Below are 4,960 nucleotides of genomic sequence, written 5' to 3'. Positions count from 1 at the left end.
TTCGACGATGCGCAGGCCGCTAAATGGGGAAGGTCCAAAGACACTCAGTGGCAAGCCAACGGATACGGGCCGTGGGCGGTGTACCTGATTGGGGGTTCTGCGGCTGGGGCGGATACCAGCGCGAGGACGCAGGCCCAGACTTCGCTTTGGTTCTGTCGCCCTCTTTCAGGGATTTCGGCGCACACGTCACTAGAGCCGCTCTGGATCGCGGCTTCAGTGAGTTCCAATTCCAAGGGACCTTCGTTGCGCTGCCCGGCTCTCGATCCCCGAACGCCGTCATGGCGAGGCGCGGCTCCACGTCCGAGGGAGATGGAAACCTCGAGGGGGTGCGCTCCCGTCGCTAACGGCCGACTCAAGTTACTGGGCGCGGTGACGAACTCCGCATCGGGTTATGCCCGCGACGTCGCAGCTCGGGCGGGTCGGAGAACTCTGGCCTCCAATCGCCGGGCCGTCGTTGCTCATCGTTACCTCGGCGTCGCCCGCGATTGAGAATCGCGTCCTCGGCGCCCAGGTGAGCGCGCGATAAGGGATGCTTCTTCCAGGCCCGTTGATTCACCTGGAGGTCCTGTGTTTATAGATTCGTCGAATCTTCCGCACCACGACGGATCCGAGACCTACGTCTCGAATCTTGCGCCGGACGTTGGTGAGAACGTGTCGGTGTTCCTTCGCGTCCCGAAGGCCAGCAGCGTCACGCGCGTGATGCTGCGGACGTATATCGACGGCGAGCAGGCGTTGTCGGAGACGACCGTGGACCGCGAGACCGAGGAGGACGTGCGGCTGCGGGCGCAGTTCCGGGTGGAGAACCCCGTGGTGAATTATCGGTGGCTGCTGGATGGCGTGCCAAACGGTTACCAGTGGCTGAACGGCGAAGGCTTTTTCGACCGAGACGTCACCGACGCGTCGGACTTCCGAATCTCCACTTATCCGGCACCGCCCGCATGGGCAGCCGACGCGGTGCTGTACCAGATCTTCCCGGACCGGTTCGCCAAGTCCCTAGACCGCCCCGCACCGGACTGGGCGATCCCGCAGCGGTGGGACGACGCGGTCATCGGGTCAGGGCCCGAGACGCCGTTCCAGTATTTCGGGGGAGACCTCGACGGCATCACGGCGCACCTGGATCACATTGCCTCCACCGGCGCGAACACGCTGTACCTGACGCCGATCTTCCCGGCGCGGTCCAACCACCGGTATGACGCTTCCACCTTCGATGAGGTCGACCCGCTGCTCGGCGGCAACGAGGCGTTGGAGCGGCTCTCCGATGCCGTTCACGCCCGAGGCATGCGGATTATGGGGGACCTGACGACGAACCACAGCGGCGCGGCCCACGAGTGGTTTCAGCGGGCCATCGCTGACGCCGACTCTTCCGAAGCGGGCTACTTCACCTTCACCGATCATCCCGACGAGTACGTCTCCTGGTTCGGTCACCGCTCGTTGCCGAAGTTCGATCACCGCAGCCAGGCTCTGCGCCGAGCCCTTTATGAGGGCCCGGACTCGACGGTGGCGAAGTGGGTCGGTCCGCATGGCCTGGACGGATGGCGCATCGACGTCGCCAACATGACGGCGCGTCTGGGCGCAATCGATCTCAATCACATGGTTGCGACCACCCTCCGGGCCACCATGGCGGAGGCGAACCCGCAGTCGCTGCTGCTGGCTGAGCACTCCAACGACGCTTCCCACGACCTGCTCGGTGACGGCTGGCACGGCATCATGGACTACGCGGGATTCTCGCGACCCCTGTGGGCGTGGCTGAAGCGCCCAGAGGCGGTTCGCTTCGAGCCCGGGCCGGTCACGCCGGTTCCGCGCTTTGGTGGGCACTCGATGGTTGCCACCATGCGAGCCTTCAATGCAGCGATCCCGTGGCGTGTGCGGGCGCACGCGCTCACTCTGGTCGGGTCGCATGATGTCGCTCGCATCGCGACGTTCTTGGACGGGGATGGGGGATTAATCACGGTTGCGTTCGGGATGATGGCGTCGATGCCGGGCATCCCGATGCTGTGGGCCGGTGACGAGATCGGCCAGGAGGGCGTGAACGGCGAGGACGGACGTCGCCCGTTCCCATGGCACGACACCAGTGGCTGGGACATGGAGAGGCTCGCCGTCACCAGGTCTCTGTTCAACGCCCGTGCCGCGAGTGTCGCGCTGCGCCACGGGGGTTTGCGCTGGCTGGCTGTCAGCGATGACGCCGTGACCTTTGTACGAGAGTCGCCCGTGGAGAGTGTCCTGGTTCATGCCGCTCGCGCCGCTCACTCACCGGTTCGCCTGGGGCGTGCCGTGGTAGGACCAGAGTTGACCGGTCTCGCAGGGGCCACGGACATACACGCCGATCGAGACGGTGTGGTCACGCTTCCGGCGAACGGGCCGGCCTTCGGAATGTGGCGGATTCGATGACCGCGGCGAGAAAGTTCGTGATCCATTCGTGATGCCAGGAATTTTGTAAACGCTTCCATTCCCGACACTGCCGCGCTATCCTCCTGTGCTACGCAGTGTCGCGTTCTCGGAGAGTTCGGACCTGCGCCAACTGAACTCACGAGGAGAAGCAATGCGCAAAATTGCCCGGGTAGCCGTCGTCCTCGCCGGCGTCTCACTTCTGGTTACCGGCTGCGGCAGTTCCGGGGGCGGCGAATCCACCGCTGAACCAGCCCCCGATGCCACAGAAGAAGCCGTTCGTGGCGATGAGGATCTTGTCATCTGGGCGGAACCCACCCGAATCGACTACATCCAGCCGCTCGCCGACGCGTTCGCCGAGGAAAACGGCATCACGGTCGGTGTTCAGGGCATTGTCGATCCCCGCCAAGCGTTCATCACCGCGAACTCGGCAGGCAACGGCCCTGATGTCATCGCCGGTGCTCACGACTGGCTCGGACAACTCGTACAGAATGGTTCGATCGACCCGCTGCAGCTCTCGGCATCCGATCTGGATGCCTACTCACCGGTGTCGGTCCGTGCCGGCACCTACGATGGCCAGCTGTACATGCTGCCGTACGCGGTGGAATCGGTGGCGCTGTATTGCAACACTGATTACGCGCCGGACACCTACGCCACGATCGAGGACGTCATCGCCGCTGGGGAACCCGGTGTCGCCGCAGGCGAACTGGAGGTGCCCCTGATCCTCCAGCAGGGTGAGCCGGGTGACGCCTACCACATGCAGCCGCTGTTCACCTCCGGAGGCGGGTACATCTTCGGTGTCGATGCGGAGGGCAATTACAACGCTGAGGATCTCGGGTTGAACAAGCCCGAGGCGATCGCCGCGGCGCAGAAGATCGCGGGCCTCGGATCCGCCGGGGTCAACACGATCCGCACCTCGATCAGCAGTGACAACTACCTGTCGCTGTTCACCGAAGGAAAGGCGGCGTGCATGGTGTCGGGTCCGTGGGCATTGGCGGACGTCCAGACAGCCCTCGGCGACAAGTACTCGATTCAGCCGGTTCCGGGTTTCGCTGGTGCCACGACCGCTCAGCCGTTCATGGGGGCGCAGGGCTTCATGGTCGCTTCCGAGGGAAAGAACAAGGCCTTCGCGCAGGAATTCGTCACCAATTACCTCAACACTGAGGAGGCCATGCAGGAGCTCTACGACCTCAGCGGGCAGCCCCCCGCCATGACTGCGGTCATAGACGGTGTAACGGATGAGGATGTGCTCGCTTTCGCGACCGCGGTCGACAACGCTGCACCGATGCCGGCGATGCCGGAGATGGCCGAAGTGTTCGCACCGCTGGGTTTGGCGTGGTCGGCGATCATCAGCGGGGAAGACCCGGCCGCCACGATGGAAACGACGTACAACACGATCTCTGCCGCGATCAGCGGCTGAGGTCAGCGGTGCGGGGGTCAATGCCCTGACCCCCGCACCGATATCCCGATTTCCCAATAATCTGACCCTCAGGGTTTCCGGATCGACCTTCGGAGCGTGACGCGTGGCAACTCAGTTAGACAATCAGACGCCCACGAGCAGGGGAAGGCAGCTCGACCCTCACTCTCCTGCCGAGACCTCTCAGTCATCCAGCGTGGGTGGCCTGATCATCAAGATCATTTGCCTCGGCGTCATCGCCGCTCTGGCGTTCATGCTGACCCCGCCCCTCGTGAGCAGCGGCCAGTGGGTCTTCCTCGCCGTGATCTGGGGCATCGTCCTCGTCGTGGTCGTGGTCTACGCGACGAAGAGGTTCCTCCCCGCCAAGTACCTGCTGCCTGGAACGCTTCTGCTTGTCCTGTTCGTGGTGTACCCCGTCATCCTCACCTTCCAGCTCTCGGCGACGAACTACGGCGACGGCACGCGGACGACCAAAGAGGTCTCGATCTCGCGCATCATTGCCAACTCCGCCGTGCAGGTCGAGGGGGCGCGAACGTTCGAACTCACGGTCGGCAGCGAGGGGGCGTCGACGTCAGGGCCGTACACCTTCCTCCTCGTGGACACCGAGACCGGAGACGTCTACGCGGGCACCCCTGAGGGGCTCGATGAGCTCGACCCGGATGCGGTCACGGTGGAAGACGGCGTGATCACCGCCGCTGACGGGTACACGATTCTGAGCCGGGCCGAGGTGAACGAGCTGAGCCAGTCAGGCGGACCGCTCGAAGGATTCGCGGTTCCGACCGAGGACGGTGTGATCACCGCGCAGGGCTTCAGCGCGGTCGAGCTGTCGTCTCCGCTCGAGTACGACGAGGCCACAGACACGATCACCAACACCGAGACGGGTGTCGAGTACACCCCGGTCCAGACCGGCGACCGCAAGTATTTCACCAGCGCGGACGGCGAGCGTCTCTCCGACCTTTCCTGGGGAGAGGACGTCGGCTTCGACAACTACATCCGCGTGTTCACCGACCCGACCATCAGCAGAGACTTCATCGGCATCTTCATCTGGACCCTCGTCTTCGCCACCGTCTCGGTCGCCGCCACTTTCGCGCTGGGATTGGCTCTGGCGACGGTGTTGAACGACCCGCGCCTACGGGGTCAGAAGCTGTTCCGTTCAGT

At 64.2% G+C, this 4,960-nt stretch carries 2 protein-coding genes and 1 pseudogene; all 3 read left to right on the top strand.

Annotation, left to right across the window (positions count from 1 at the left end):
- Window positions 1–657: 657 nt before the first annotated feature.
- Window positions 658–2,388, top strand: coding sequence for a glycoside hydrolase family 13 protein (locus tag VFX99_RS10150; protein ID WP_329666176.1), 1,731 nt, complete (start codon window positions 658–660; stop codon window positions 2,386–2,388).
- Window positions 2,389–2,473: 85 nt separating this feature from the next.
- The gene (locus VFX99_RS10145) at window positions 2,474–3,805 is read left to right on the top strand and encodes a sugar ABC transporter substrate-binding protein (RefSeq protein WP_329666175.1); all 1,332 of its coding nucleotides are present in this window, start codon (window positions 2,474–2,476) and stop codon (window positions 3,803–3,805) included.
- A 193-nt stretch (window positions 3,806–3,998) separates the two neighbouring features.
- Window positions 3,999–4,960: pseudogene (locus VFX99_RS10140) on the top strand (sugar ABC transporter permease); the annotation flags it as partial.

It is taken from the genome of Microbacterium sp. (assembly GCF_036277215.1).
In the GTDB taxonomy this organism is placed as follows: Bacteria; Actinomycetota; Actinomycetes; order Actinomycetales; family Microbacteriaceae; genus Microbacterium.
Note: the sequence above shows the minus strand (reverse complement) of the source record. Positions and strands in the feature narration are given on the sequence as shown.